This is a genomic window from Micromonospora sp. NPDC049891 (assembly GCF_040660295.1).
In the GTDB taxonomy this organism is placed as follows: Bacteria; Actinomycetota; Actinomycetes; order Mycobacteriales; family Micromonosporaceae; genus Micromonospora.
The window spans coordinates 1-22,912 of the sequence record NZ_JBFAML010000007.1 but is presented as its reverse complement, the minus strand read 5'-3'; the positions used below and the strand labels follow the sequence as shown (position 1 = coordinate 22,912).

Sequence of the window (22,912 nt, the reverse complement as noted above, 5' to 3'; positions counted from 1 at the left end):
GCCTACGGCGGCGCGCTACCGCATTCGGCCAAGGGGTACGCCTCAGGGCACCGAGCGGATCTTCAGTACCAGGACGCTGCCGAGCACGGTCACCGCTGCGGTGGTCGCGTACAGCGCGGGATAGCCACCGAGGTACACCACGATCGGTGCGGAGATGGCCGGACCGAGCACCTGCGGGGCGGAGTTGGCGATGTTGATCACGCCCAGGTCCTTGGCCCGGTCGGTGGCCTTGGGCAGCACCTGGGTGATCAGGGCGGCATCCACCGACAGGTACACCCCGTAGCCGGCACCGAGCAGCAGCGCGGCGACCATCGCCATCGGCCAGGTGGGCGCCACGGCCAGCAGCAGCGCCGCCAGTGCGATCACCATGCCGGAAGTGATCACGTAGACCTTCCGTCTGCCGGACCGGTCCGACAGCCGACCGGCGACCACAGTGGTGGCCATCAGCCCGGCGGTGTAGAGCAGGATCAGCACCAGCAGGCCACCCTCGGGGTCGGCCACCCGGACCTCGTCGGTGAGGAAGTAGAGCAGGTACAGGGTGCCCAGGGCGTTGCCGAGCTGGACCAGGAACCGGGTGATCCAGGCCCAGCCGAAGTCGGGATGCTGCCGCGGCGACACCCACATCGAGCGGAACAGGCCACGTAGCGTCAGCCGGTGCGCGCGGGGCAGCGGGTCGTCCTTGGTACGCAGGGCGAACGGCACGGCGAGCAGCAGGATGGCCCCGGCGATCGCCAGGTAACCGGCGTTGATGCCGGTGAACACTGCGGTGACCAGGACCACCCCGAGCACCAACCCCAGCGCCTGCGGGATGCCCACCCAGCCGGAGACGCCGCCACGCTGGACGACCGGCACCCGGTCCGGTACGGCGGCGGTGAGGCTGGCCAGCATCGCGTTGAGGCAGACCTGTGCGGCGACCCAGCCGACCGCCACCCCGAGCACGGTCTGCGCCTGGGCGAGCAGCACCAGGGCCAGCGCGGCGAGCACCGCGCCACCGAGGGTCCAGACGTGCCGCCGGCCGAACTCCCGCCGGCCGATCCGCAGGCAGGTCCGGTCGGACAGCGCCCCGGCCAGCGGGTTGGCGATCACCGCAGCGAGGGCGCCGAACCCGGTGACCACCGCCAGCATGGTCTCCTTGTCGGCCGGGGTGATCTCCCCGAGCTGCTGGGGGAGCAGCACCTGGATCGGGGTGAAGAAGGCCATCCAGACGCCGAGGTTGGCGGCGAACAGCAGCGCGATCCACCCTCGCCGGACCGGCACCGTCGGTTCGGCGAGCGCGGCCGGCAGCGAGGTCGGGGTGGGGTCGACGGTGGTCACCGAGAGGGATCCCGCCGGGCGTTCGCGATCACCTCGCGCAGCCAGGCGTACGACGCCTTGGGCGTGCGCTGCCCGGTCTCGAAGTCGACGTGCACCAGGCCGAAGCGTTTGGTGAAGCCCTCGGCCCACTCCCAGTTGTCCAGCAACGACCAGACGAAGTAGCCGGTCACGTCCACCCCGTCGTCGATCGCGGCGCGTACCGCCCGCAGGTGGCCGTCGAGGTAGGCGATCCGGTCCGGGTCGGGCACCTGCCCGTCGGCGTCCGGCGCGTCGTCGTAGGCGCATCCGCTCTCGGTGATCTGGATCGGCGGCAGGGCCGTCCCGTAGCTGTCGTGCAGCCAGCCGAGCAGCTCACGCAGTCCGTCCGGAACCACCGGCCAGTCGAAGGCGGTACGCGGGTAGCCGGTGAGCGGCACCAGTTCGAAGGGGAGTGGTGAGCCCTCCTCGGGTGCGCGTACCGCCGTGGGGTTGTAGTAGTTGACGCCGAGCACGTCGATCGGGGCGGCGATCACGTCCAGGTCGCCGTCGCGCACCGCGGCGGTGTCGAAGCCCAGTTCCGTCGGATACCCGCGCCCGAGCAGCGGGTCGGTGAAGAGCCGGTTGTGCAGTGCCTGGTAGGTCGCCGCCGCGGCGATGTCGGCCCCGCTGCCACCGACGACGCGGACCGGCGAATAGTTGTTGGCGATGGCCACCGGGCTGGTGCTGCGGGCACGTAGCGCGGCGACCGCGAGACCGTGGCCGAGCAACTGGTGGTGGGCGACCGGGAAGGCGTCGAAGAGCAGCATCCGGCCGGGGGCGTGGACGCCTGTGGCGTGCCCGAGGCTCAGGTGGATGAACGGCTCGTTGAGGGTGATCCAGAGCCGGACCCGGTCGCCGAGGCGGGCGGCCATCAGGTCGGCGTACTCGGCGAAGCGGTGCGCGGTGTCCCGGTTCAGCCAGCCTCCGGCGTCCTCCAGTGGCTGGGGCAGGTCCCAGTGGAAGAGGGTGGCGACCGGGTCGATGTCGTGGGCGAGCAGTTCGTCGACAAGCCGTTCGTAGAAGTCCAGCCCGGCGGGGTTGACCTTGCCGGTGCCGCTGGGCAGTACCCGGGGCCAGGCGATCGAGAAGCGGTACGCGCTGACTCCCAGCCCGGCCATCAGGGCGATGTCCTCGGCGTACCGGTGGTAGTGGTCGCAGGCCACGTCGCCGCTGCTGCCGTCGATGATCCGGCCGGGGGTGTGGGCGAAGGTGTCCCAGATGGACGGTCCGCGCCCGTCGGTGCCGGCGGCGCCCTCGATCTGGTACGCGGAGGTGGAGACACCCCAGCGGAAGTCGGTGGGGAACTCGGGGATCGGAGCGGTAGGCATGCGCCCTCCCGATAAACGCGAAACGTGCTCGGAACTCTAGGGGGCGTGGCGACCGGACGCCATAGCCTCCCGGGCCGCGACGAGCAATACCTTTCGGCGTGTCTTTTACGAACCCGTCCATATACGTCCGTTTTTGCGCATAGAGTGCCGAATATCGTGGGATGTCCTCACTGGAGGAAGACGGAAATGATCCTCGTGGAACGCAGCGCGCACGTGGCGGCGCCAGTGGAAGCGGTCTGGGACGTGGTGCAGCGGGCCGAGCAGTTGCCGGCCTGGCTGGCCGGGGTCCGTGCGGCCGAGGTCCTCTCGGGGGAGGGCTTCGGTCGGCGGCAGCTTGTCCAGGCTGGACGCGGCGCCGCGCATGAGGCCGAGGTGATCGCCTATCAGGAGCCGACCCTGATCGGCTGGCGTGAACGCGCCAAGGGCGCCGGTGCCCGAGCGGAGGCGCGCACCGAGATATACGTCCAGCTCACGCCCGACGAACAGGAGGGCGGGACGGTCGTGCGGCTCATCGTCGTGCGCTGGCCGGCCGGCCCGGTCAAGGCCGCCCTGCTCCGGCTCGGCCTGCGTCGGGTCGGCGCCGACCTGGAGGACTCGCTGGCCCGGTTGACCGATCTGGCCGCCGTCGGCTGACGGGCCGCGTCCCGGCGTCACCCGCGAAGGTGGCGGCCCCGGTGTCCCCTCCAGGGGCACCCGGGCCGCCACCGCTCGTCGTGTCGAAGGCTCAGACGATCACGGTGAACGCGGCGACGCGTACCTCGTCGAGGTGCCGGAACTCGAAGAACAGCCGGTAGGTGCCGGCCGACGGCACGGTGACGCCGAACGCCACCACCGAGCTGGGCTGACTGGCCGCGGCCGGATGCACGTGCAGATACGCCAGGTCGCCCTGGCGCAGCGCCACCAGGTGCCCGTACGCGCCCAGATGTCGTTGCAGGTCGTTCACCGGCCGCCCGTCGTGGCCGAGCCAGACGAGCACCTGGTTGGACTCGCCCGCGCGCAGCCCGCCGTCGAGGGTGACCGTGTAGCCGTCCACCAGGATCGTCTCCTCGGGTGGCGCGAGCGGACCGGCGGCGTAGCGCCCGGGGACCGGCACGTCGATCCCGAGCGTGACGCCGGCCGGCGCCCCCTGGGGCCAGAAGTCCGCGATGGCCCGGAGCGGGCCGGGCGCGGCCGGGGTGACCGTCACCCGCCAGGTGCCGTCGGCCGACATCTCCGGGTGTACGTGCTGGTAGCCGGAGAGGTCCCGGCCGACCAGGATCAGGTGCATCCGGCGCTCGTGGTTCTCCTGGAACGCGGTGAGCGCGGCGCCTGTCGAGTCGGTGATCCGGAAGGCCAGCTCGCCGGGCCGGCCGGCGGCCAGCTCCGGGGTGTCCAGGGTCAACGTCCAGCCGTCGCGGGACACCTCAAGACCACCCGGACCGTGGGCGAGATGCGCGCCGGAGGCCGCCGGTCGAGCCGGGGCGGCGACCGGGCCACCGGCGCGCCCGGCGAAGAACCCGACGGTCAGGGTCAGGCCGAGCACCAGCGCGGCGGCGGCGTAGCGCCCCACCGTGCCGCCCGGTGGCGGCGGCGCCGGGTCGGGGCGGGGGCGCCCCGGCAGGGACGCCCCCTCGACCTGGCCGGCGGCCGTGCCCGGCCGATGGTCGGTGGCGGTCATGACAAGCGGGGCTGGAGTACGAACAGCCCCTGCTCGATGCCGCTGACCACCACGATGCCGCTCGGGTAGTACGGGTAGGTGCTCCACGCCCCGTTCATCGAGGCGCTGTTGCTCGACGGGTAGATGTCGAAGAACCCGGCCTCGGTGGCCTGACCGCCTGCCACGTTGCGCAGGTCCAGGATGCGCAACCCGGCCCGGTAGTTGGCCTGGTAGCTGTAGTTGCCCTTGACGTACTGGTTGTGGTCGGTGGCCTGGACCCCGGACGGGGCGCTGTAGGTGCCGATGTGCCGAGGCGCGTCCAGGTCGGCCAGGTCCCAGATGTAGGTCTGCGTGTTCACCCCGCGCCGGGTCTCGTCCAGCTCGTCGTCGAGCAGGAAGTACCGCTGGTTCTCGGTGAACCAGCCCTGGTGGGTGTAGGCCCGCCCGGTGTAGCCGATTCGGGACAGCTGCCGGGGAGCCGACTTGGTGGTCACGTCGACCACTGTCACCGTGTCCTCGTTGGAGCTGACGCAGATCTCCCGCCCGGTGTAGGCGGTGTCCGGACCCCGGTAGACCACGCACTGGGTGTCGTGGGTGTAGCCGTCGTTGCTGACGCAGCCGGCGTACACCGGGGACTTCGGGGTGCGGATGTCGACCATGTGCAGGCCGCCGCTGCACGTGTTGGTGCCGACCGCGTACGCGTACCCGGTCTGCTCGTTGATGGCGATGTTGTGCGAGTTGCCGAACTGGCTGTAGTGCACGTTCGCTGTCCAGGTCTGCGGCGTGGTGACGCCGCGCAGCCGGGTCAGGTCGAACACCTGCATGCCGTGCCCGGAGACGTCCGCCACCACGTACGCGTGGTCCCGGTAGACCTTGATGTCACGCCAGATCGCGGTCCGGTTCTGGTACGCGGGCAGGTTGCCCAGGTAGACCGGGGCGGTCGGGTTGGACACGTCCACGAAGGAGGTGCCGTTGCGCCGGCCGACAAGCGCGTACTCCTTGCCGGTCTGGGGGTCTGTCCAACCCCAGATGTCGTTGGCCTGGCTGCCGCCGATGCTGGACAGCGGCAGGAACGACAGCAGGTCCACGTTGCGGCAGGGGTAACCCGCCGCCTGACCGTTGGTGCAGGTCGCGGCGGCGGCCGCGACGAGTTGCTGGGTGGGCTCGCGCTGGGCCATGAACTCCTGCGCCGACGCGCGCCCGGCCGGGGTGGCCGGGTCGTGCGCCACCGAGGGGGAGCCCGCCGGGAACATCGACACCACCAGGGCGCCGACGGCCAGGGCGAGACCGATCCGGACAGGTCGCATGTGCACTCCCTCCCGTCGCGCCGGAGCGTCGACAGCGTCCGGGCCGGCGGTGGGACGGCGCGACGGGATAGTCCACCGAACCGACCCAGTGCCCACGAGGGCCAAACGCCTATCGACCATTCTGAATTAACCCTGTTACAGGCGATAGCACCATCCAATACCACCTGCGTCATACCACCCCCACCCCGACCCCGCCCTGCCCCCCGCCCCCAGCCCCGTTGATCATGAGGTTGGCGGCAGTTGTCGATCTTCAAAACGCCGCTAACCTCATGATCAACGGGGCAGAGGGGGGGTGGGGGCGGGGTGAGGGGCAGGGCTGGGGGGATGTGGGAGGGCCCGGCGTGCGGTGCACGCCGGGCCCTTGGGATGGAGCTGTTTAGCTGTCGCCGCCGGTTTCGCCGACCGGGGCGGCGTTGACGTCGTCGATGGCGTACTTCTTGGCCGCCTCGGCCGGCACGTGGGCCGGCACCGCCCCGCGCAGCGCGAGCTGTCGCAGGGTCGCGACCGCCACCGACTCGGCGTCGACGTTGAAGTGCCGCCGCAGCGCGTGCCGGGTGTCGGAGAGGCCGAAGCCGTCGGTGCCCAGCGAGGTCCAGTCGCCCGGCACCCACCGGGAGATCAGGTCCGGCACCGCACGCATCCAGTCGCTGACCGCGACCTTCGGGCCGTCGGCGTCGGCCAGCTTGCGCTGGATGTACGGCACCCGCTGCTCGGCGCCCGGGTGCAGGAGGTTGTACTCCTCGCACTGCACCGCGTCGCGGCGCAGCTCCGTCCAGGAGGTCACCGACCAGACGTCGGCGGCCACCCCCCAGTCCTGCGCCAGCAACTGCTGCGCCTTGAGCGCCCACTGCATGCCGGTGCCGGAGGCGAGCAGGTTCGCCCGGGGAGCGTCCCCGTCCAGCGAGGGGGCGGGGGAGTAGCGGTGAATTCCCTTGACGATGCCCTCGACGTCCACGCCCTCCGGCTCCGCCGGCTGGTGGATCGGCTCGTTGTAGACGGTGAGGTAGTAGAAGACGTTCTCCTGCTCCTCGCCGTACATCCGGTGCAGGCCGTTCTCCATGATGTGCGCGATCTCGAACGCGAACGCCGGATCGTACGCGACGACCGCCGGGTTGGTGGCGGCCAGCAGCAGGGAATGCCCGTCCTCGTGCTGGAGCCCCTCACCGTTGAGCGTGGTGCGTCCGGCGGTGGCACCGAGCACGAAGCCCCGGGTCATCTGGTCCGCGGCGGCCCAGAAGCCGTCGCCGGTGCGCTGGAACCCGAACATCGAGTAGAAGATGTACATCGGGATCATCGGCTCGTCGTGGGTGGCGTACGACGTGCCGGCCGCGGTGAACGAGGCGACCGACCCGGCCTCGTTGATCCCCTCGTGCAGGATCTGCCCGGCGGTCGACTCCTTGTACGACAGGAACAGCTCCCGGTCGACCGAGGTGTACCGCTGGCCGTGCGGCGAGTAGATCTTGGCGGTCGGGAAGATGGAGTCCAGGCCGAAGGTGCGCGCCTCGTCGGGAATGATCGGCACCCAGCGCTTGCCGAACTCCTTGTCCTTCATCAGGTCCTTGAGCAGCCGGACGAAGGCCATCGTGGTGGCCACCTTCTGCTTGCCCGAACCACGCTTGACGTCGGCGAAGCGCTCCGCACCGGGGATGGCGAGCTTCTTGGCGCTGGTCCGCCGGGTCGGCAGGTAACCGCCGAGCTGCTTGCGCCGCTCGTGCAGGTACTGCATCTCGTCGGACTTCTCGTCCGGCCGCAGGTACGGCGGCAGGTAGGGGTTCTCCTCCAGCGCCGAGTCCGGGATGTCCAGGTAGAGCCGGTCGCGGAAGGTCTTCAGGTCCTCCAGCGTCAGCTTCTTCATCTGGTGCGTGGCGTTGCGGCCCTCGAAGTGTGAGCCGAGCGTCCAGCCCTTGATCGTCTTCGCCAGGATCACGGTCGGCTGGCCGGTGTGCTCGGTCGCCGCCTTGTAGGCCGCGTACAGCTTGCGGTAGTCGTGTCCGCCCCGCTTGAGGTTCCAGATCTCGTCGTCGGTGAGCCCCTCGACCATCTTGCGGGTGCGCGGGTCACGGCCGAAGAAGTGCTCCCGCACGTACGCCCCGGACTCCGCCTTGTAGGTCTGGTAGTCGCCGTCGGGCGTGGTGTTCATCAGGTTGACGAGCGCGCCATCGGTGTCCGCGGCGAGCAGCGGGTCCCACTCCCGTCCCCAGACCACCTTGATGACGTTCCACCCGGCGCCCCGGAAGAACGCCTCCAGCTCCTGCATGACCTTGCCGTTGCCGCGTACCGGCCCGTCCAGCCGTTGCAGGTTGCAGTTGATCACGAAGGTGAGGTTGTCCAGCTCCTCGCGGGCGGCCACCCCGATCGCGCCGAGGGTCTCCGGCTCGTCCATCTCGCCGTCGCCCAGGAACGCCCAGACGTGCTGGTCGGAGGTGTCCTTGATGCCCCGGTGCTGCAGGTACCTGTTGAACCGGGCCTGGTAGATGGCGTTCAGGCCACCCAGACCCATGGAGACCGTGGGGAACTCCCAGAAGTCCGGCATCAGCCGGGGGTGCGGATACGAGGGAAGGCCGCCGCCCGGGTGGGACAGCTCCTGCCGGAAGCCGTCGAGCTGGTTCTCGCTGAGCCGGCCCTCCAGGAACGCCCGCGCGTACATGCCGGGGGACGCGTGCCCCTGGTAGAAGATGTGATCGCCGCCACCCGGGTGCTCCTTGCCCCGGAAGAAGTGGTTGAAGCCGACCTCGTAGAGCGAGGCCGAGCTGGCGAAGGTCGAGATGTGGCCACCGACGCCGATCTCCGGCCGCTGCGCGCGGTGCACGAGCATCGCCGCGTTCCACCGCACGTACGCCCGGATCCGGCGCTCGACGTGCTCGTCGCCGGGGAACCACGGTTCGCGCTCCGGCGGAATGGTGTTGATGTAGTCGGTGGTGGTCAGCGACGGCACGCCGACCTGACGCTCCCGGGCGCGCTCCAGCAGCCGCAGCATGACGTAGCGGGCTCGCTTGGTGCCACGGTCGTCGATGACACCGTCGAGCGACTCGACCCACTCGCTGGTTTCTTCGGGGTCGATGTCCGGAAGCTGGCTCGGCAGGCCGGCCGTGATCACCGGGCGCTTGCGTTCCGTAGCCACAGGCGTTCCCTCGGTTGTGTGTGGGATAGGTCTCTAGCGCCATCCTGCCCCGTCGTGGCACTCGCCGTCACGTCCACCCGGCGGAAGGGCGACGCTCGACACACGTACCCACCAGTAACTATGTCGGTCGGCGGTGGTCTCGGCGGGCCACGGCCGGGTGCGGAAGAATGCGGGTGTGCGCAGTGAGCTGATCACCGTCCGGACCGGTTCCCGGCCGACCGTCCGGGACATCACGGCCGAGGCCGAGCAGTTCGTCGCCGGCAGCGGCGACGGGCTGCTGCACGTGTTCGTGCCCCACGCCACCGCCGGCGTGGCGATCATCGAGACCGGATCAGGCTCGGACGACGACCTGCTCACCGCGCTGGACGCCGTACTGCCGACCGACGAGCGGTGGCGGCACCGGCACGGCTCACCGGGCCACGGCCGCGATCACGTGCTGCCCGCCTTCGTCGCCCCGTACGCGACGCTGCCCGTACTCGGCGGGCGGCTGGCCCTGGGCACCTGGCAGTCGATCTGCCTGGTCGACACCAACGGCGACAACCCGACCCGGCAGGTCCGCTTCTCCTTCCTGGCCGGCTGACCGCTCCCGTCCGTCCCACCCGTCACCCGGTACCGGCTCGCCCGCCCCCGTCACGCCGCCGCGGTGACCGCGTCGCCCCGGTGGAGACGGCGCGGTCACCGGCGGCCCGGCGATTCCTGCCGGGCGTACCGGTCAGGGGCGACGGGTCTCGCTCTCCACGGTTCGTTGCCCCGCGTCGGCTTCCGGACCGACGGCCCTGGTGGCGGCCGGCGGATCGTCCCGGGTCAGGTGCAGCCCCGGCACGCGGTCCTCGATGACGAACCGGGCCCGGGTACGGGCCGGGGCACCCGGGCTGCTCACGTACGGCAGCACGTCGAAGTCGGCGGTGAGCTGTTCCCGGGTGATCATGGTGCGGACGTACCCCCGCAGGTTGTTGTGGAAGCGCAGGTGCGGGTTCCAGGCCAGCCACGGGTGCGTGCCGGTCGCCGAGTCCGCCCCGTCGCCGCCCGAGGTGATCGAGGAACAGACCAGTTCGCTGCCGACGGTGCGTGAGGTGGGGTCGGCGTAGTCGAGCTTCAGGTCGCTGGCCCAGTGCGCGTGCACGTCACCGGTGAGCACGACCGGGTTGCGTACCCCGGCGGCCAGCCAGCCCCGGGTGATCCGGTCCCGCGAGGCGACGTAACCGTCCCAGGCGTCCATGCTGGTCACCGTGAGTGGACCGGAGTCACGGTCCCGTTGGGCGAAGAAGACCTGCTGGGCGAGGAGGTCCCAGCGAGCCGAGGAGCGGCGGAACCCGTCCAGCAACCACGCCTCCTGCCGCTCGCCGAGAATGGAACGGCTCGGCTCGGCCGCTTCCGGGCACGACTGATAGCCGTCACCGCAGGCCTGGTCGTCGCGGTACTGCCGGGTGTCGAGCAGGTGGAAGGTGGCCAGCCGGCCCCACCGCAGCCGCCGGTAGAGCTGCATGTCGACGCCGCGGGGCAGCGAGGTCCGGCGCAGGGGCATGTTCTCGTAGTACGCGCGGAAGGCGGCCGCCCGCCGGGCCGGGAACTCCGGGTCGGGCGCCTCGGGTACGTCGTCGGCCCAGTTGTTCTCCACCTCGTGGTCGTCGAAGACCACCGCCCACGGCGCGACCGCGTGGGCCGCCTGGAGGTCCGGGTCGGTCTTGTACTGGGCGTGCCGCTGTCGGTAGTTGGCAAGCGTCCGGGTCTCCGGACCCTCATGATCGCGCGGGTTCCCACCCGGTGCGGTGTAGGTGTCGCGGGCGTACTCGTACTGGTAGTCGCCCAGGTGCAGGACGATCTCCGGTTCGGTCTCGGCCAGCCGCCGGTACGCGGTGAAGTACCCGTGCTCGTACTGCGAGCAGGAGGCGAAGGCCATGGCCAGCGTCGCGGGCAGGGTCCACGGTGCGGGAGCGGTGCGGGTCCGACCAACCGGCGACAGGTGCCGTTGGACGCGGAACCGGTAGAAGTACTCCCGGCCGGGCAGCAGGCCGGTGAGCTCGACGTGCACGCTGTGGGCGCTCGCCGGGTGCGCGTCGACGACTCCGCGCCGCACGACATGACGGAACCGTTCGTCGGCGGCCAGCTCCCAGAACACCGGCACGGTGCGGGCGGGCATGCCGCCGAGACCGTCCTCGGCCAGTGGCTGCGGCGCCAGCCGGGTCCAGAGCACGAAGCCCTCGTGGTCAGGGTCACCGGAGGCGACACCGAGGGTGAACGGGTAGGCCATGGCTCTGACGCGCGGACGGGACGGGGCCGGCGCGGCGCTCGCGGGCAGGGCGCCACCGGCGACGCCGGCGGCACCGGCCGCACTCGCGGCCAGGCCGGAAAGCAGGATGGTACGTCGGGACAACGACACGCTTGCCTCCCCAGGTCGGTACGTGGTCCACGGGGAGACTCGCTTCCGTCGATGAATCGTGGGTGAAAGAAAGGACCCTTTCCCGCCGCTGTTGTCCGAACAAGGGCCGAGCGGAGCAGAACCGACGGACGTCCGCCGCCCGCATCATCGCCAGGTGGCCGAGGTCGAAGGCGGTCCGCGACCCTAGGATGTGACCATGTCACGGCCGATCATCGCCCCGGCCGGCCAGGAACCGGCCGACCGCACCGGGCTGGCCGGTGACGCGGTACGCCGGATCATGCACGTCGCCTCCGCCCTGCGGCACCACCAGGATCTCGACATCGCCGCGCTGGGCTTGACCCCGGCCGTCGCCCGCGCGCTGTACCAACTCGACCCGGACCGACCGCTGCCCGCCCGCGAACTGGCCGACCAGCTTCGCTGCGACCGGTCCAACGTCACCGGCCTGGTCGACAAGCTGGAGCAGGCGGGGCTGGTCGAGCGCCGGGTCGACCCGAACGACCGACGGCAGAAGACGCTTGTGGTGACCGACGCCGGCCGGCGGATGCGCGAGCGGGTCCATCTCGTGCTCTCCGACTCCCGGCTGCTGACCCCGCTCAACACCGAGGAACTCGCCGCACTGCGTGACCTGGTGTGGAAGGTCTCCGACGGCGGCTGCCCGGAGGACTGCGGCCCGACCGGGCCGGCGTGAAACACACTCGACTGTGCGAGGCGTGCCCCGGTCGGTAATGCTGTCGGACGTGACCACCCCGCAGGATCTCGACGACCGGTTCCGGGAGTCCCTGGCCGCCCTCGCCGCACCGCCGCACCGTACCGACCCGGCGGGCCAGGTGGCCGAGGGCAGCACGCTCACCGGTGCCCAACTGCTGGACCTCTTCGACGCCCAGGTCACCAGCCGACAACTCGACCTGGCCGGCCGGTGGCTGCGCAGCTTCGGCGAGGGCTACTACACCATCGGCTCCGCCGGTCACGAGGGCAACGCGGCGGTGGCGGCGGCCCTGCGGCCCACGGACCCGGCCCTGCTGCATTACCGCTCCGGTGCCTTCTACTGCGTCCGCGCCGCCCAGGCCGACCCGTCCGCCCCGGCTGCGCCGTCCGCCCCGGTTGTACCGCCGCCAGCGCCGGCTGTGCCGTCCGCGTCTGTGCCGCCCATGCCGTCGGGTGGCCGGGCCGCCGAGCCTGCCGGGGCCGGTGGGGCTACGGACGCCGCCGAGGCCGGTCCGTCCGGCCGGGCCGCCGAGGTGTCCGTCGGCCCGGACCCGGCGGGGACCAGCCGACGGGAGGCCCCCGTCGCGCCGGACCGGCCGGCGACCGATCCGGTCCCGGCGGGCAGCGACTCGACCGACGGCGCGGACCAACCCGACACGACGGCGGTGCACCGGGCGGACGATGCCACCGCCGACCCCACCGGGACCGGCGCCGTCGAACCCGGCGGCAACCCGGCGGGGGAACTGCCCGCAGCCGGAGACCAACCGGCAGCGGTACCACCGGCCGGCTCCCGGCCGGTCACCGTGACCGTGCCGGTAACCGGACCCGGCGAAGGCGACGGGCCCGGCGGGATCCGGATGACAGTGGTCAAGCGGCCGGTGTCCCGGGCGTACACCGACGCGGCCCGGGACGTGCTGCGCGGCATGGTGGCCTCCAGCCAGGAACCGATCGCCGGTGGCCGGCACAAGGTGTTCGGCCGCGCCGACCTCGCCGTGGTGCCGACGACCTCCACCATCGCCTCGCACCTGCCCCGGGCCGTCGGGATGGGCCTCGCCGTGGAGCGGCTGCGTCGGCTGGACGCCCGAGGGGAAGCGAACCGAACCGGCGCGGAACCCGAACCGGCACCCTGGGCGGCCGACGCCATCGTGGTCTGTTCGTTCGGGGACGCCTCGATCAACCATGCCAGCGCCACGGCCGCGTTCAACACCGCCGGCTGGTACGACCACACCGGCCTGCGCATTCCGGTGCTCTTCGTCTGCGAGGACAACGGGCTGGGCATCAGTGTCCGGTCCCCGCAGGGGTGGGTGGCGACGGCCCTGCGGTCCAAGCCCGGCATCCGGTACTTCGCCGCCGACGGCGCCGACCTGGTCGGCACGTACGAGGTGGCGGTCGAGGCGGCGGCCTGGGTACGCCGGCACCGACGCCCGGCCGTGCTGCACCTGACCACGGTCCGGCTGATGGGCCACGCCGGCGCGGACGCCGAGAGCGCGTACCGCCCCGCCTCGGAGATCACCGCCGACGTGGCCCGGGATCCGGTCGTCGCCACCGCGCGGCGGCTTGTCGAGGGGGGCCTGGCCAGCGGCACGGAACTGCTGGACCGCTACGACGAGATCGGTTGGCAGGTCCGCCGGATCGCCGAGGAGGTGCTCGACGAGCCGAAGCTGGCCGCCGCCGCCGAGGTGATCGCCCCGTTGGCGCCGCGTCGGCCGGTCCGGGTCGCCCTGGCGGTCGCCGACGCGGGCGCCCGCGCCGCCGGCCCGGACGCCGGGGCGCGGGCCGAGGCGTTCGGCGGTAAACCCCCGGAACTGGCCGGGCCGCTCACCCTCGCGCAGAGCATCAACGCGGCGCTCACCGACGGGCTGCTCAACCACCCGCAGATGGCGGTCTTCGGCGAGGACGTGGCCGCCAAGGGCGGGGTCTACGGGGTGACCAAGGGACTGCGTGACCGATTCGGCGCCGCCCGGGTGTTCGACACGTTGCTCGACGAGACCTCGATCCTCGGCCTCGGTCTCGGCGCGGGCCTGGCCGGGATGCTGCCGGTGCCGGAGATCCAGTATCTGGCGTACCTGCACAACGCCGAGGACCAGCTGCGGGGCGAGGCGGCGACCATGCGGTTCTTCTCGCAGGGGGCGTGGCGCAACCCGATGGTGGTGCGGGTGGCCGGGCTGGCGTACCAGGAGGGCTTCGGTGGGCACTTCCACAACGACAACTCGGTGGCCGTGCTGCGGGACGTGCCGGGCCTGGTGATCGCCGTGCCGGCCCGGCCCGACGACGCGGCGGCGATGCTGCGGACCTGCCTGGCGAGCGCGGCCGTGGACGGCAGCGTCTGCGTGTTCCTGGAGCCGATCGCGCTCTACCACACCCGCGACCTCTACACCGACGGTGACGGTGAGTGGCTGGCCGGTTATGCCGAGCCCGGTGCCTGGGCCGGCGGCCACGTGCCGGTGGGACGGGCTCGGGTGTACGGGGTCGGTACGGCCGACGACGTCACCATCATCACTTTCGGTAACGGCGTCCGGATGTCGCTGCGGGCCGCCTCGGCGCTTGCCGACGAGGGGATCGGCACCCGCGTCGTGGACCTGCGCTGGCTCGCGCCGCTGCCGGTGGCCGACCTCATCCGGGAGGCCGCCGCGACCGGCCGGGTACTTGTGGTGGACGAGACACGCCGATCCGGTGGGGTGGGCGAGGGGGTGATCGCCGCGCTGGTGGATGCCGGATATGTCGGTGCGGCACGCCGGGTGGCGGCGGTTGACTCATTTGTGCCGCTGGGTCCGGCCGCCCGGCAGGTCCTGGTGTCCGAGGAGGCCATCACCCAGGGTGCCCGTACGCTGCTGGCACGGTAAATTTCGTTCCACCCGGTGCGCCACTTGCGCAGGAGGGCACAACTGTGTGGACTTTGCCTGACGGCGTCGAGCAGACGCCGGCTCGGACGAGATGAGGAGGCACGCGACAGTGAGCGCGACCGCTGGTCAGGCTGCTGACGGGGTACGCAGCCTGGCGGACCGGTTCGGCATCGAGCCGGGGATGGTCGTCATGGAGATGGGCTACGACGACGACGTCGACTCCGATCTCCGGGACGCCCTGACCGACCGTTGTGGAGATCTTGTCGACGAGGACACCGACGAGGTGGTCGACGCGGTGCTGGTCTGGTACCGGGACGGCGACGGTGATCTTTTCGAGCTGCTCGTCGACGCCCTCGGCCCACTGGCCGACAACGGGGTCGTGTGGCTGCTGACGCCCAAGGCCGGCCGCGAGGGCCACGTCGAGCCGAGCGAGGTCGCCGAGTCGGCACCCACCGCCGGCCTCCAGCAGACTTCCACGATCAACGCCGGCAAGGACTGGAGCGGTGCCCGACTCGTGCTACGTCGCGGCGCCAAGGGCAAGAAGTAGCCCGACCAACGGCGAGCGATCGAGGCCGTCCCCGAACCGATCCGAGGAGTTGGCATGCCCATCGAGGTTGGCGCCGAGGCGCCCGACTTCGTGTTGAAGGACCAGAACAACCAGGAGGTCCGGCTCTCCGACTTCCGGGGCCGGCGCACCGTCCTGCTGGTCTTCTACCCGCTGGCGTTCACCGGGGTGTGCCAGGGTGAGCTGACCGAGGCACGAGACAACCTCGCCGAGTACGTCAACGACGAGGTCCAGCTGCTGACCGTCAGCGTCGACTCGGTCTTCGCCCACAAGGTCTGGGCGGACCGGGAGGACTATCAGTTCCCGCTGCTGTCCGACTTCTGGCCGCACGGCGCCGTCGCTCAGGCGTACGGCGTCTTCAACGAGGTTGCCGGCATCGCCAACCGGGGCACCTTCGTGATCGACCGGGCCGGCGTGGTTCGCTTCGCCGAGATGAACATGCCCGGTGAGGCCCGCGACCAGCAGGGCTGGCGCAAGGCCCTGGCGGAGGCCGCGGCCTGAGCCGGGTGCACCGGTGCGAGGCGTCCGCCCGGGCCGGCGGGTGGCAGGGTAAGCTTGCCAACCGCCGGCCCGCCGTACGGCGTTCCGGGCGCGTAGCTCAGTGGGAGAGCACTCGCCTTACAAGCGAGGGGTCGCAGGTTCGAAACCTGCCGCGCCCACCAGCAAGCCCTTCACCTGCGAAAACGCACCTCTTCGATCTTCCGCGCATCAATCTCGCCCTCGTGCATGCCGCTGAGCCAGATGTAAAGTGCCGCCATGCCTAAATCGGTCATACCCCCACTCGACCGGCCAATCGCCAGCTTCGGACGATGGCTCCGATACGAAAACAAGTCCGACAACACCATCACGATCTACACCGGGGCGGCCCGAAAGTTCGCCGACTGGGCAGCAGGGCAGGGCGTCACCGACTGGGCCGACGTGCGCCCGGAGCACATCCGGGACTTCATCATCGGCATCCTGGACACCCGATCAGCCGGGTACGCCAACAACCTCTTCCGTGCCCTCCAGCAGTTCTGGAAGTGGTGGAGCAACGAGGAGGATGCACCCAACCCGATGCTCGGGATGGCACCGCCGATCGTGCCCGAACAGCCGGTCCCGGTGCTGCGCCCCGATCAGTTGAAGGCTCTGCTCAAGTCGTGCGAGGGCAAGGAGTTCACGCAGCGGCGTGACCTGGCAATCCTGTACCTGTTCATGGACTCCGGGGTGCGACGGTCCGAGCTGTCCGGGCTCCGCGTCGAGGACGTTGATCTAGACCACCGGGAGATGCGGGTGCGCGGGAAGGGGCGGCGGGATCGCGTCGTCACCTTCGGCCGCAAGGCGGCGTGGGCGCTGGACAGGTACGTAGCCGAGCGGCAGCGCCACAAGGAGGCATGGCGCGACGAGCTGTGGCTCGGCGAGAAGGGGAAGCCGCCGCTGACGCCGTCCGGCATCTACCAGGTCGTCGAGCGGCGGGGCAACGCCGTCGGTATCGACGGCCTGCATCCGCACGTCCTCCGGCACTCGTGGGCGCACATGATGAAGACGGCGCACATGCCGGAGGAGGAGATCATGCGCCTCGCCGGCTGGCGTTCCCCGCAGATGTTGACCCGCTACGCGGCGTCTACGGCCTCGGAGCGGGCGCGGGATAGCGGGCGCAGGCTGGCACCCGGTGACCGTTTGTGACCGCATGACGGCGTGCTAGCTTTGCGCTCCTGCACCCCTCCGGAGGAGGTCACCGCGACCTCCTGACCAGGCCGGAGCTGACCAACTAGAACGCGGCGGGCGAACCTGCCGCGATCCAGCGCACCCCGCTGAACGTTGGAGGCTCCATGCCGCTATCTCCCGAGGAACGTAGCCACCGCGCCCGCCTCGCGGCCCTCGCCCGCTGGTCCCGTGAGGACCCGAAGGTGGGCGCGCAGCGCGGGCAGGAAGGGCTCCTCAACAAATTTCGTGATCAGGTCGCGGCTGAGGCCGCAGCGCGCGGCGAGCGGCTGTCCGGGGTGGAGTTGGAGCGACGCGCCCTCGCCCGCCGCCGCGAGCACATGGCGCGTCTCGCCTACACCCGCTCGAAGTCGGCACGGCAGGCAGCAGCGTGACGACGAAGCGGCCCACCGGCAGCGCCGACTCCCGGGAGTTCCGGGGGTGCGCCTACCAGGTCGCCGCAGGAGCCCGCTCCTGTGAAGCCCTGCTAGCGGCCCGCCGCCCCGGGTTGGTCTACGAATTCGACCGGGCGGCGTGGGCCGACATCCGGGAGGCGGCGGACCGGCTGGTTGCGCTGATCGCCGCGAACGCACCCGCACCCGACGCCGAGTCTGACGACGGCGGATGAGACACCGCCGCCCTCCCGGTGACCAGGCCGGGAGGGCGGGCGGATCAGCAGCAGTCCCCGCAGAAGGACCAATTAGGACAAGGCCCACGCAGCAGGGCCGAGTACCAAACGACCACAGACCAACTAGCCAAGCGGGCGTCACGTCCCAGCGTACCTACGTGACACCCAGACCAGGAGCCCGCAGGTACGCAGGACAACAGGGGGCTCCGCCATGGGCTTCAAGCTGGTCAACGAGGTGAAGGCGTGGCTACCCCGCGCACCGCACACGATCAAGGCACCGGAGCGGCTGGCGCTGTGGGCTATCGCCGAGCGGGCAAACGACGGCACCCGCGAGGCATGGCCTAGCCCGACATGGGACCTGGCGGCCCTCCTCGGTATCCAGCCCAACGGGTTGTCGCGGGTGCTGCAACGCCTCGGGGATGCCGGCTACGAGGTGCGGGTGCAGCGGGGCACCGACGCCCGGGGGCGACCCGTCTACGCCTACCGGGGTGCACAGACGACGTACCGGCTGCCAGTGCTGATCACCGGCACCCCTCCGCCACCAACTGACCAGAATGCCTGGCCTGCGGGCCAACCATTCAACGTCGGAAAGGTTGGCCCGCAGGCCAGGCATTCACGCGGGGAAAGGCTGGCCCACAGGCCCGGAATGCCTGGCCCACAGGCACGAAAGGCTGGCCCACAGGCCCGGAATGCCTGGCCCACAGGCCAGCCCTTCTCTCCAAGCCGTGATGTTTCTCCAAAACATCACGGCTTGGACCCGGTAGTGCCGTGCACCGCTACGCGGCACAGCACTACCGGCCAAGCCGCCGACTACACCGACGCCGAACGCCGGTACATCCACTACGGCGGACAGCTATTCGTCGATGCCCACCCGAAGCTGACCCCCGAGGAAGGTGAAGCCCTCACACGAGCCTGGCTGGAATCCGAACGCCGCTGGATCGCCAAGGGGAACCTCGCGCCCGAAGGTCACCTCGACCTCAACTTCCTGCGGGAAACGATCAACGAGATGGACGCCGACGACATCGAGGCGGAGCTAGCCGACGCCCTAGAAGGGAACTCATGATCGTTTTTAGGGCCGCCGCCGGCACAGGCCGCGCACTTGCCTGAGCAATTTTTTTCTACCGGCCGTAAGTCCATGCAGTTGATCCACAAGGAGGGGTTTGATCATGGAGATTCCGCTGAACGAGGCGACGGCTGCCCGCCTGGCTGCCGCCGCTGCTGCTGCTGATGTGCCCACAGCCGGGTTCGCGGCGGCACTGCTGGCCGAAGCCCTGGAGGTGGGGGTGTTCGGGGTGCAGACGCCCCGTCCGGGCGTGACAGCCGTACCCGCCGGGGCGGACGGGGCGGAGCCGCCGGATGAGGCGACGGTCGCGTCGCTGGCGCTGGCCTTTCTGCGCGGCGACCAGGAGGGCGCGGCCGTCATCCTGGCGAACACCGACCCTCACCTGTTGATCGCCTGCGCGATGGCCTGGTGGAACGGGGTCGGGATCACCGAGTACGGGACGGATGGTTGGGAGGCCCGCCTGGCGGCGTTCCTCACCGACGCGGCGGCCCGCAGGGCGGGGGGTGCGCCCTGACCTCGCGGTTCGGTGATCACTCGGCGTAACTTCGACGTCGATCTCGGAGTCATGGCCGAGTTCACTCCTTTCCTGACTGCCGGGGCGGGCCGCTAACGCGGATGTACGGACCCGCCCTTCCCCGGCTAGTTGGGCGCTGTGCACGGAGCACCGCTGGCGGCAGATGTCCGGTAGGCGGGCTCCCGTTGAGCGCTGGCACCTGATCAGCCCACGGATGCGGGGCGCGGTAGGCGACAGGCGCTCCGGGATGGCTCGCGGCACACCTCGATCACTACGCATTCACGAGGTGTGAAACATGCCAACACTGGACGAACTCATCCGCGACGGCGAGGCCAAGCGCGCCGAGGCCGTCGAGCGGCGCGAACGGGCGAGGACCGACGCCAGGCTGATCCTCGCCCGCGCCGAGCGGGACGGCCGCACCCACCTGACGGTGGAGGAGGAGGCCAAGCTCGAAGCGCGGGCGGCTGCCCGCGCGAAGGCCGACGCCGACATCAAGGACATCGACGCGACGCTGGCCCACGTCTACGAAGCTCGCGACGAGGAGCGGAAGATTGAGGCCGACCAGCGGACGACGTACCGCACCGCCGCGCAGCCGCAGCGCCGCCTCGCCTACGACGGCGTTGCCCGCATAGGTGCGGAGGAGCGCACCTACAACCCGGGCAACGACCGCACAGGCTCCCAGTTCGTGCGCGACGTCGCCCGCCAGTTCCTCTTCAACGACCCCGGCGCGCAGCAGCGCCTTGCCCGCCACGCCCGCGAAGAGCAGGTCGAGCGCGGTGCCTACCTGGAGCAGCGGGCGGTCGGTACGGGCGCGTTCGGCGGCCTCGTCGTCCCGCAATACCTGACGGACCTGTACGCGCCCGCAATCGCCAACATGCGGCCCCTTGCCAATGCCGCGAACACGCACCCGCTGCCCGCCGACGGTATGCAGGTCAACATCTCCCGGATCACCACCGCGACCAGCGTCGCCCTCCAGGCGTCGGAGAACACCGCCGTCTCGGAGACCAACGCCGATGACACCCTGCTGACGATCAATGTGCAGACCGCCGCCGGTCAGCAGACGATCTCCCGGCAGGCCGTCGAACGCGGCACCGGGGTCGAGGACGTCGTCATGGACGACCTGCTGCGCCGCTACGCGTCCGAGGTTGACCGGACGATGATCACGCAGGCGTCCACCGGGCTGAGCGCGGTGGCGCAGAACACCGCGTACACCGACGCCGACCCGACCGCCCCCGAGCTGTGGCCGATCATCTTCCAGGCGCAGTCGAAGCTAGAGCAGGCACTCGGCGGCATGGTCATGCCCGACTACGTGGTGATGCACCCCCGCCGCTGGAACTGGCTGTGCGCGCAGGTCGGCACCTCCTGGCCCTTCATCGGCACGGCGCAGGTACCCGCGCAGTCCGGCGGCATCCAGCTCGTCACCGACCAGGGACCGGGGGTGCGGGGCATCCTGTCGAATGGCCTGCGGGTGATCGTCGACGCGAACGTGCCGACGACTACCGGCGGCAGCCAGGATGAGATCTACGTCGTCGCCTCCCGGGAGATGCACCTGTGGGAGGACCCCAACGCGCCGGTGTTCATCCGCGCGGAGCAGGCGGCTGCGTCGACGCTCGGGGTGCTGTTGGTCTGCTACGGATACTTCGCGTACACGTTCGGCCGGTACACCAACAACCCCGGCAAGATCAGCGGGACCGGGCTCGCTGCCCCTGCCGGCTTCTAGTCCTCACGGGCAGCACGGCGGCCCGTGCCCCAGTCCTCTGGGGGCGGGCCGCCGTGGCTCGGAACGTCTTGCGATAGTCCATGCCGGGTATCGTTGGACACGGTCGTATTACAGGGGCTTGCGCCAGTTGATATTGGCTGCGTTACACTCGCCCTAGCTGATTGCGGCCCGCCCCAGAGCTTGGGAACTTGTGGCGAGATCTCACTCCTTCACGGGGCGGGCCGCTCCAGCGCCCCTACTCCTTAGGGGCCGTCAGCGCGGTGACCGTACCGATCGCCTCGAACAGTGCCCGGATCTGATCGGGTGACAGCGCCTTCAACTCGGCCGCACTGATCTTGAAATCGGCGCTGAACGCTAGCACCACGTCCTTCCGCTCCGGTACGCGGTTCTTGCTCTGGTCCATGTGATCACCCGTCGTGTGCTCATCGGGGGCAGCATCCGACCCAGCCGTCGGAGCGTCCTCCGTGGCGACAACCCCGGCGGCGGAACCCGGCCGGACGAACTTCTCGTCGAGCTGGACCAGGCCGACGAACTGGAGCCACTGGAGCACGTTCTCAAGCTGGACCTTGTACTCCTGGCCGGCACCGGCGGCGGTGGAAAGAAGCACCATGGCCTCCGTCCGAGGTAGGCCGCCACCGCTCACCTGGTCCGCGAGGACCTGCCAGTACCAGGACTTCTTCATCTCCTCGGCGAGGAGGCCGGCGGCGCTGTGTGCGTTCGCCGAGTCGAACTGCACCCGCTGCGTGTACGCCAGGAGGGCGTCGCTGGCGGTGTACTTCCCGCGCCCAGACCGCTGGAGCCAGCCGGCGTCAACGAAGAAGCCGTTGTTCAGCGAAGCCGTGTTGGGCACGACCCCCTGTGCCTTAGCGACCTCCTCGCTCGTCACGGCTCGCTTCTGGCTGCCGCTCAGGCGGCCGAACCGTTGGAGCAGCTCGACCTGAGCCTCGAACTTCATGCGGTCGGTCGGGAGGCTCTTGCTCGCGCGCACCCGCTGATTCGCGGCGCGAGTGTTGGACGACGAGGGGGAGGCGGGCGGCGCGGCAGCCGCCGGCGCAGGGTTCTCCGCGTCGGCCGACGCGGAGAACAGTTCGGTCGCGGGCACGGACCGCAGGTGTGGTTGCGCCATAGTCTGATTCACTCCTTCGCCCGTACAAGGGCACGTTGATTGAGACCCTGGGCGATCCGACTCGTGATCCAGCCGGTCTCTCCAAGGTGGAACTTGTGGCAGCAGGAACGGTACCTCATGCGGCTCATGTGAACAAGTCGCGTGAGGCGCATGAGCATCAACTACTGTCTGTCATGGAGATAATCCGAATCTTCTTCACTATGTCTCATGTGAAACACCAGCGCGGCTCATGCGTCGACGTTGTCCGGACGGTTCGGACGAGGTGCCACCTCATGTGGAGGTAATAAGTACCGATTGTGGTGGTTTCGACCACACCCCACTTGACGCGATTCCCATGGCAGGGCAATTCGTCGGTCAACCCGCCACGCGCGAACGGCGAATAGGTGTGACGGGTAGCACAATCAGTAGCTCTCCCCGCGTGGTCGGGGAGTGCGCATCCGGGTCGCGACCCGGATCGCCTAGCGCCTGCCGGATCTTCCTCTGATCACTGCTCGATCAGGGCGCGGGGCAGCTACTCGCCCTCTGGCTCACCCAAGTGCGGGCGGTGGTTCGCGATCCAGCGCTCTACGTCGGCGATCCGCCACACCGCGCCCATCCCGAGCACGTCGTACGGGGCCGGGAAGTCCGGGCGGTCGATGATGTCCCCTGCCCGCTGCCGCGACACCCCGAGGCGGCGGGCGATCTCCCCGCGCCCGTACAGGTGCTTCGGCCTGGCTGGCATTCGCGCAGGGTAGCCACGCCGCAGCCTGTCAAACCGCATCCCTGTCTGGGTGCAACCTGCACCTTGACAGGGGTAGGGCATCGGCCAACGATGGCCGTATGCCGCTGCCCTGGACGAACCCACCCCGCCCCATCCCTGCCGGTCCTATCCACCGCCGGAACTGGCGGACGGGCTGGCGGCACTGCACCTGCGGCCTCCGCTGGCCCTGCCCCGACCGGCGGCTGATACCGCCGCCCGCCGAGG

At 70.4% G+C, this 22,912-nt stretch carries 20 protein-coding genes and 1 tRNA gene; 13 read left to right on the top strand and 8 right to left on the bottom strand.

The features are described from left to right. Nucleotides 1–42 precede the first annotated feature (42 nt). Complete coding sequence (locus AB0I71_RS11380; RefSeq protein ID WP_357583419.1) at nucleotides 43–1,314, bottom strand: MFS transporter; 1,272 nt, start codon at nucleotides 1,312–1,314, stop codon at nucleotides 43–45. After that, a complete protein-coding gene (locus AB0I71_RS11375) occupies nucleotides 1,311–2,660 on the bottom strand; it encodes a GH1 family beta-glucosidase (protein ID WP_357583417.1) in 1,350 nt (449 codons plus the stop codon). The genes AB0I71_RS11380 and AB0I71_RS11375 overlap by 4 nt, the downstream gene beginning before the upstream one ends. Nucleotides 2,661–2,846: 186 nt before the next feature. Between AB0I71_RS11375 and AB0I71_RS11370 the strand changes: the two genes are divergently transcribed. Next, nucleotides 2,847–3,293, top strand: a complete 447-nt coding sequence (locus AB0I71_RS11370) for an SRPBCC family protein (RefSeq protein WP_093401307.1) — start codon at nucleotides 2,847–2,849, stop codon at nucleotides 3,291–3,293. 91 nt (nucleotides 3,294–3,384) lie between these two features. Here the strand turns inward: AB0I71_RS11370 and AB0I71_RS11365 are convergent, their stop codons facing one another. From AB0I71_RS11365 to aceE, 3 genes are all read right to left on the bottom strand, one after another. Further along, nucleotides 3,385–4,317: a hypothetical protein gene (locus AB0I71_RS11365; protein ID WP_357583415.1), complete on the bottom strand. Its 933-nt coding sequence runs from the start codon at nucleotides 4,315–4,317 to the stop codon at nucleotides 3,385–3,387. Beyond that, nucleotides 4,314–5,603, bottom strand: a complete 1,290-nt coding sequence (locus AB0I71_RS11360) for a choice-of-anchor B family protein (RefSeq protein ID WP_357583413.1) — start codon at nucleotides 5,601–5,603, stop codon at nucleotides 4,314–4,316. Before AB0I71_RS11360 ends, AB0I71_RS11365 begins: the two co-directional genes overlap by 4 nt. 376 nt (nucleotides 5,604–5,979) lie before the next feature. Beyond that, entirely contained in the window at nucleotides 5,980–8,724 is a 2,745-nt protein-coding gene (gene aceE, locus AB0I71_RS11355; protein WP_357583411.1) for a pyruvate dehydrogenase (acetyl-transferring), homodimeric type, read from the bottom strand. Nucleotides 8,725–8,899: 175 nt separating this feature from the next. Between aceE and AB0I71_RS11350 the strand changes: the two genes are divergently transcribed. Beyond that, nucleotides 8,900–9,304, top strand: a complete 405-nt coding sequence (locus AB0I71_RS11350; protein ID WP_204006046.1) for a YjbQ family protein — start codon at nucleotides 8,900–8,902, stop codon at nucleotides 9,302–9,304. Nucleotides 9,305–9,436: 132 nt separating this feature from the next. Here AB0I71_RS11350 and AB0I71_RS11345 read toward each other — a convergent pair whose 3' ends face one another. Beyond that, entirely contained in the window at nucleotides 9,437–11,104 is a 1,668-nt protein-coding gene (locus AB0I71_RS11345; protein WP_357583408.1) for an alkaline phosphatase D family protein, read from the bottom strand. 196 nt (nucleotides 11,105–11,300) lie between these two features. On the opposite strand from AB0I71_RS11345, the gene AB0I71_RS11340 reads away from it, so the two are divergent. From AB0I71_RS11340 to AB0I71_RS11290, 11 genes are all read left to right on the top strand, one after another. After that, nucleotides 11,301–11,792: a MarR family winged helix-turn-helix transcriptional regulator gene (locus AB0I71_RS11340; RefSeq protein ID WP_357583406.1), complete on the top strand. Its 492-nt coding sequence runs from the start codon at nucleotides 11,301–11,303 to the stop codon at nucleotides 11,790–11,792. A gap of 37 nt (nucleotides 11,793–11,829) precedes the next feature. Next, nucleotides 11,830–14,652: a transketolase C-terminal domain-containing protein gene (locus tag AB0I71_RS11335; protein WP_357583813.1), complete on the top strand. Its 2,823-nt coding sequence runs from the start codon at nucleotides 11,830–11,832 to the stop codon at nucleotides 14,650–14,652. Between the two features lie 109 nt (nucleotides 14,653–14,761). After that, a complete protein-coding gene (locus AB0I71_RS11330) occupies nucleotides 14,762–15,199 on the top strand; it encodes a DUF3052 domain-containing protein (protein ID WP_204006050.1) in 438 nt (145 codons plus the stop codon). Between the two features lie 54 nt (nucleotides 15,200–15,253). After that, complete coding sequence (locus AB0I71_RS11325) at nucleotides 15,254–15,718, top strand: peroxiredoxin (protein ID WP_357583404.1); 465 nt, start codon at nucleotides 15,254–15,256, stop codon at nucleotides 15,716–15,718. A gap of 86 nt (nucleotides 15,719–15,804) precedes the next feature. After that, nucleotides 15,805–15,879: transfer RNA gene (locus AB0I71_RS11320), tRNA-Val, on the top strand. 94 nt (nucleotides 15,880–15,973) lie between these two features. Next, entirely contained in the window at nucleotides 15,974–16,879 is a 906-nt protein-coding gene (locus AB0I71_RS11315; protein WP_357583402.1) for a tyrosine-type recombinase/integrase, read from the top strand. 146 nt (nucleotides 16,880–17,025) lie between these two features. Beyond that, the gene (locus AB0I71_RS11310) at nucleotides 17,026–17,292 is read left to right on the top strand and encodes a hypothetical protein (protein WP_357583400.1); all 267 of its coding nucleotides are present in this window, start codon (nucleotides 17,026–17,028) and stop codon (nucleotides 17,290–17,292) included. Continuing rightward, nucleotides 17,289–17,525: a hypothetical protein gene (locus AB0I71_RS11305; RefSeq protein WP_357583398.1), complete on the top strand. Its 237-nt coding sequence runs from the start codon at nucleotides 17,289–17,291 to the stop codon at nucleotides 17,523–17,525. Before AB0I71_RS11310 ends, AB0I71_RS11305 begins: the two co-directional genes overlap by 4 nt. A gap of 211 nt (nucleotides 17,526–17,736) precedes the next feature. Beyond that, nucleotides 17,737–18,588: a MarR family winged helix-turn-helix transcriptional regulator gene (locus AB0I71_RS11300; protein WP_357583396.1), complete on the top strand. Its 852-nt coding sequence runs from the start codon at nucleotides 17,737–17,739 to the stop codon at nucleotides 18,586–18,588. 103 nt (nucleotides 18,589–18,691) lie between these two features. Beyond that, complete coding sequence (locus AB0I71_RS11295) at nucleotides 18,692–19,102, top strand: hypothetical protein (RefSeq protein WP_357583394.1); 411 nt, start codon at nucleotides 18,692–18,694, stop codon at nucleotides 19,100–19,102. Nucleotides 19,103–19,397: 295 nt separating this feature from the next. Further along, the gene (locus AB0I71_RS11290; RefSeq protein WP_357583392.1) at nucleotides 19,398–20,822 is read left to right on the top strand and encodes a hypothetical protein; all 1,425 of its coding nucleotides are present in this window, start codon (nucleotides 19,398–19,400) and stop codon (nucleotides 20,820–20,822) included. A 235-nt stretch (nucleotides 20,823–21,057) separates the two neighbouring features. Here the strand turns inward: AB0I71_RS11290 and AB0I71_RS11285 are convergent, their stop codons facing one another. Together AB0I71_RS11285 and AB0I71_RS11280 are read right to left on the bottom strand one after the other, a co-directional pair. Further along, nucleotides 21,058–21,948, bottom strand: coding sequence for a hypothetical protein (locus AB0I71_RS11285; protein WP_357583390.1), 891 nt, complete (start codon nucleotides 21,946–21,948; stop codon nucleotides 21,058–21,060). A 511-nt stretch (nucleotides 21,949–22,459) separates the two neighbouring features. After that, nucleotides 22,460–22,669, bottom strand: a complete 210-nt coding sequence (locus AB0I71_RS11280) for a DNA-binding protein (protein WP_357583388.1) — start codon at nucleotides 22,667–22,669, stop codon at nucleotides 22,460–22,462. Nucleotides 22,670–22,912 lie beyond the last annotated feature (243 nt).

What these genes read in the sequence shown, in the direction of transcription:
- AB0I71_RS11375 (WP_357583417.1), bottom strand. Translation starts at nt 2,660, where the DNA reads ATGCCTACCGCTCCGATCCCCGAGTTCCCCACCGACTTCCGCTGGGGT.
- AB0I71_RS11370 (WP_093401307.1), top strand. Translation starts at nt 2,847, where the DNA reads ATGATCCTCGTGGAACGCAGCGCGCACGTGGCGGCGCCAGTGGAAGCG.
- AB0I71_RS11365 (WP_357583415.1), bottom strand. Translation starts at nt 4,317, where the DNA reads ATGACCGCCACCGACCATCGGCCGGGCACGGCCGCCGGCCAGGTCGAG.
- AB0I71_RS11360 (WP_357583413.1), bottom strand. Translation starts at nt 5,603, where the DNA reads ATGCGACCTGTCCGGATCGGTCTCGCCCTGGCCGTCGGCGCCCTGGTG.
- AB0I71_RS11340 (WP_357583406.1), top strand. Translation starts at nt 11,301, where the DNA reads ATGTCACGGCCGATCATCGCCCCGGCCGGCCAGGAACCGGCCGACCGC.
- AB0I71_RS11335 (WP_357583813.1), top strand. Translation starts at nt 11,830, where the DNA reads ATGCTGTCGGACGTGACCACCCCGCAGGATCTCGACGACCGGTTCCGG.
- AB0I71_RS11325 (WP_357583404.1), top strand. Translation starts at nt 15,254, where the DNA reads ATGCCCATCGAGGTTGGCGCCGAGGCGCCCGACTTCGTGTTGAAGGAC.
- AB0I71_RS11315 (WP_357583402.1), top strand. Translation starts at nt 15,974, where the DNA reads ATGCCTAAATCGGTCATACCCCCACTCGACCGGCCAATCGCCAGCTTC.
- AB0I71_RS11310 (WP_357583400.1), top strand. Translation starts at nt 17,026, where the DNA reads ATGCCGCTATCTCCCGAGGAACGTAGCCACCGCGCCCGCCTCGCGGCC.
- AB0I71_RS11300 (WP_357583396.1), top strand. Translation starts at nt 17,737, where the DNA reads ATGGGCTTCAAGCTGGTCAACGAGGTGAAGGCGTGGCTACCCCGCGCA.
- AB0I71_RS11295 (WP_357583394.1), top strand. Translation starts at nt 18,692, where the DNA reads ATGGAGATTCCGCTGAACGAGGCGACGGCTGCCCGCCTGGCTGCCGCC.
- AB0I71_RS11290 (WP_357583392.1), top strand. Translation starts at nt 19,398, where the DNA reads ATGCCAACACTGGACGAACTCATCCGCGACGGCGAGGCCAAGCGCGCC.
- AB0I71_RS11285 (WP_357583390.1), bottom strand. Translation starts at nt 21,948, where the DNA reads ATGGCGCAACCACACCTGCGGTCCGTGCCCGCGACCGAACTGTTCTCC.
- AB0I71_RS11280 (WP_357583388.1), bottom strand. Translation starts at nt 22,669, where the DNA reads ATGCCAGCCAGGCCGAAGCACCTGTACGGGCGCGGGGAGATCGCCCGC.